Raw genomic sequence first — 3,347 nt, forward strand, 5'->3', positions numbered from 1 at the left:
CACCACCCGCTGTTCCAGGTCGCCTTCGCCTGGCAGAACAACACCCTGCCCGACCTCGACCTCCCCGACCTACAGGCCACCGTGCTGCCCGCCCCTACCGGCACCGCGAAATTCGACCTGTCCATCCACCTGATCGACCCCGGCACCCCCGACCGGGACATCCCCGCCACCATCGAGTACGCCACCGACCTGTTCGACCGCACCACCATCGACACCCTCACCCACCGATACCTGATCGTCCTCCACACCATCACCACCGACCCGCACACCCGACTGTCCGACATCGACCTCCTCAACGAGACCGAACGCCACCAGATCCTCCACACCTGGAACAACATCGGAGACGCCAACGCGATCCCGGTCCCGGTCACCACCGTCCCGGACATGTTCGAACACCAGGTCCGCTCCACCCCCGACCAGGTAGCCGTGACCTGCGACGGCGAGCACCTGACCTACACCCAACTCAACGAGAACGCCAACCGGTGGGCCCACCACCTCATCCACACCGGCGCCGGCCCCGAACACCTGATCGCCGTCGCCCTCCCGAGGTCCGCCGAGCTGATCACCGTATTGCTGGCTGTGCTCAAAACCGGGGCCGCCTACCTCCCCCTCGACCCGAACTACCCCAGCGACCGCACCGGGCACATCCTCGACGACGCCCACCCGCACCTGCTGATCACCGACACCACCACCGCCACCGGCCTCCCGACCACCCCCATCCGGCAGATCCACACCGACACCACCGACCTGCACCACCAGCCCACCCACAACCCCGGCGACACCGACCGCACCACACCCCTGCACCCCGGCCACCCGGCCTACCTGATCTACACCTCCGGATCCACCGGCACCCCCAAAGGCGTCGCCGTCCCCCACACCGCGATAGCGAACCGGCTGGACTGGACACAACGCTGCTACCCCCTGACCACCGGCGACGCCGTGCTGCAGAAAACCTCCATCTCGTTCGACGTGTCGGTCTGGGAACTGTTCTGGCCCCTGCAGGTCGGCGCCCGACTGGTGATCGCACCCCCCGACGCCGGCCGCGACCCGACCCAGATCCTCCGGGTGATCCGGCAACACCGCGTGACGGTGGTCCACTTCGTGCCCTCCGCCCTCGCCGCCGCGGTCGAGCACCCGGACTTCGCCCGGTGCACCGGCCTGCGGCACATCATCGCCTCTGGCGAAGCCCTCTACGCCGATCTCGCCCGCCACTGCCGCACCGCGCTGCCAACAGCGCAGCTACACAACTTGTACGGGCCCACCGAAACCGCCGTGGACGTGACCTTGCACCGAGTGGCCGACGCCGACTTCGCACCCGGTGCCGCGGCCGGGGTGCCGATCGGGGAACCCGCGGCCACCGTGCAGGCCTACGTCCTCGATACCGGGCTGCGCCCGGTCCCGGCCGGAGTACCCGGCGAGCTGTACATCGCCGGAGAACAAGTCGCCCGCGGCTACCACCGGCGTCCGGCCCAGACCGCGGGGCGGTTCCTGCCCAACCCCTTCGCCACCGACGGGACCCGCATGTACCGCACCGGTGACCTGGTCCGCTGGACCGCAGACGGTGTCCTCGACTTCCTCGGACGCACCGACGACCAGGTCAAGATCCGCGGATTCCGGATCGAACCCGGCGAAATCGAAGCCACCCTCACCTCACACCCGGCCGTCAGACAGGCCGCGGTCATCACCCGCCCCATCCCCACCAGCGCCGACACCCCCACCACCGGCGACGCATCCGCCGTAGCGGGGGACACTACCGATGACAAACGGTTGATCGGGTACGTCGTCCTCGACCCGCACACCCACCCGAACCACCAGGACGAGACCGGGAGCGAAGACCGCGAGCCGATCCCCGACTTCGCCCCCCAACTGCGCGCGTATGTGGCCGGCAAACTACCCGAATATATGGTGCCCGCCGCGATCGTCATCCTCGACGCCCTGCCGGTGACCGCGAACGGCAAACTCGACCGCAAAGCCCTGCCCGCCCCCGACTACACCACCGGGCACTACCGGGCCCCCCGCACCCCCGACGAACACCTCCTCACCGATCTGTTCGGTCACATCCTCGGTGTCCCCCGAGCCGGGATCGACGACTCCTTCTTCGATTTGGGCGGCCACTCCCTGCTCGCCACCCGGCTGATCAGCAGGATCCGCACCGAACTCGGCGCCGAACTACCCATCCGGGTCTTGTTCGACGCCCCCACCATCGCAGAGCTCGCCCCCCACCTCGGCGGGAACCGACCGGTGCGTCCTGCCCTCGTCACCGAGGAACGCCCCGACCACATTCCGTTGTCGCACGCCCAGCAACGACTGTGGTTCCTGCACCGATTCGAGGGCCCCTCGGCCACCTACAACATCCCCCTCGCCCTGCGGTTGCATGGCCCCCTGAACACCGACGCGCTGACCACCGCACTCGGTGACCTGATCACCCGCCACGAACCCCTGCGCACCCTCTTCGGAGAAACCGAAGGCCAACCCTTCCAACACATCCTGCCTCCCGACCAGGCCCTCATCGACATCCCCATCACCGACCTCAGCCCTGCCACCGGCCCCGACCGGAACCACCTCGACGACACCGACCTCAACGAAGGCCAGTTGGCCGAGGCGGTCGCCGAGGCCGTGATCGAAGCGGCCCGACACCGCTTCGACCTGGCCCACGAGATCCCCATCCGGGCCACAGTTTTCCGATCCGGACCCGACGAGCACGTGCTGATACTGCTGATCCACCACATCGCCGCCGACGGCTGGTCACTGGCCCCCCTGATCCGGGACCTGACCCACGCCTACACCAACCGACACCACCACCGCGAACCGGTGTGGGAACCGTTGCCGGTCCAATACGCCGACTACACCCTCTGGCAACACCACCTCCTCGGCGAGACCACCGACCCCGACAGCCTGATCACCGCCCAATACCGGTACTGGCACCACGAACTCGCCGGGGCACCGGATTTGACACCCCTACCGACCGACCGGCCCCGCCCCAAAACCGCCAGCTACCGCGGCGACACCGCCACCTTCACCATCCCCGCGACCCTGCACCGCCGCCTCGATGCCCTCGCCCGCCAGCACGGGATCACCATGTCGATGCTCACCCAATCCGCCCTCGCCGTGCTGCTACACAAGCACGGCGCCGGCACCGACATCTGCATCGGCGGCCCGATCGCCGGCCGCACCGACACCGCCCTGACCAACCTGATCGGCTTCTTCGTCAACACCTGGGTCCTGCGCGTCGACTTGTCCCACCACCCCCGTTTCGACCAGATCCTTGACCAGGTCCGTGGCAAGGCCCTGTCCGCCTACACCCACCAGGACCTGCCCTTCGAGTTGTTGGTCGAACTGCTCAACCC

At 68.3% G+C, this 3,347-nt stretch carries 1 protein-coding gene; it reads left to right on the plus strand.

The window, feature by feature from the left end:
- Positions 1–3,347 (plus strand): amino acid adenylation domain-containing protein (locus AB0I57_RS20015; RefSeq protein ID WP_358339318.1); only part of this gene is annotated, 3,347 nt, incomplete at both ends.

Origin of the sequence: Rhodococcus sp. NPDC049939, from assembly GCF_040656415.1 — a bacterium.
In the GTDB taxonomy this organism is placed as follows: Bacteria; Actinomycetota; Actinomycetes; order Mycobacteriales; family Mycobacteriaceae; genus Rhodococcus_F.